Genomic DNA, 979 nt, shown 5'->3' with positions numbered 1-979 from the left:
ATCTTTATCGTAAACTTCTACAGATACATCATCAATTTCTGCATTATCGACATTTGCTGTAGATGCAGATACAGAAGAAGGCAAAGCTTCTCCATGTGCAACAGTTGAAGGTAAGATTATTCCTGCTGCTAATGCAAATACCCCTGCTTTAGCTAAATATTTTCTTTTCATAACATCATCCCCCTATTGTCTTTAATTTGTAGAACAATGTCATCATATCTTACAAATATTGTATGTGTAAATATGTTTTCAGAATATTTTTTCATCTTTTAATTATGGGGGCATTTTTATGAATTGCAAGAGAATAATAGGGATAAGGGTTACAAGAGAAATTTTAAAAATTATGGGGGCAAAAATATTTTTGTTGAAATACAATAAAAAAAGAATCCTTATTGTAAGGATTCTGCAACAGGGAATAACAAAAATATAAATAATAAAAAGAATTACTTATATTATAGTCTATATAGCAATAACATAATATTGAGAAATATTTACATAAATCCAGTATGTATTACGTGGCAATTGTAGAAATGGCTTGTTTATAGACCAGTTGTTGTTTACCACCAACCATCATTAGGACGGTAAATCTATCTGTTGCAAGGATTTGCCCACGTATTGGAACCCCACTCTTTAAAAATAAAGTGATTTCCTCTTTTTTACCTTTCAATTGTTCATACATGCCTTCTTGTAAATTAAACATGGAATGTGCCCCCTCGTTTGTTTGTAGTTACTTTTCTTCTAATACCATCTGCTTTTCATTGTTAGGTATTTGTGATTCCCATTCGCTTTTGATTTTTCGAAACCATTTACCGATTTTACTTAAATAATATCTCTTTACTTCCCCATATGGAATCCAAATTTCACGTTCTTCTATTCGATCCATTACTTCACTAAGAATCTCATCATGCTCGTATTTTTTAGGTCTTCTATGATTCAATTGTACAAATTTTGTATATTCCCTACGAAGCCAATTAGAAAT

3 protein-coding genes are annotated in these 979 nt (G+C 30.8%); 1 reads left to right on the top strand and 2 read right to left on the bottom strand.

Annotated features, from left to right (window positions below):
- Positions 1 to 289: 289 nt before the first annotated feature.
- On the top strand, positions 290 to 430 hold the full coding sequence (locus tag BPMYX0001_RS32880; RefSeq protein ID WP_157753655.1) for a hypothetical protein: 141 nt from the start codon (positions 290 to 292) through the stop codon (positions 428 to 430).
- A gap of 81 nt (positions 431 to 511) precedes the next feature.
- On the opposite strand, the gene hfq is transcribed toward BPMYX0001_RS32880, so the two are convergent.
- Both hfq and BPMYX0001_RS28960 read right to left on the bottom strand, forming a co-directional pair.
- Positions 512 to 700 carry an RNA chaperone Hfq gene (gene hfq, locus BPMYX0001_RS28965; RefSeq protein WP_006097696.1) on the bottom strand — a complete coding sequence of 63 codons (189 nt, stop codon included), beginning with the start codon at positions 698 to 700 and terminating at the stop codon, positions 512 to 514.
- Between the two features lie 27 nt (positions 701 to 727).
- The coding region (locus BPMYX0001_RS28960; protein ID WP_033799583.1) for a hypothetical protein at positions 728 to 979 on the bottom strand (252 nt) is incomplete at its 5' end.

It is taken from the genome of Bacillus pseudomycoides DSM 12442 (assembly GCF_000161455.1).
GTDB lineage: Bacteria > Bacillota > Bacilli > Bacillales > Bacillaceae_G > Bacillus_A > Bacillus_A pseudomycoides.
This window is presented reverse-complemented; position numbering and strand designations above follow the sequence as displayed.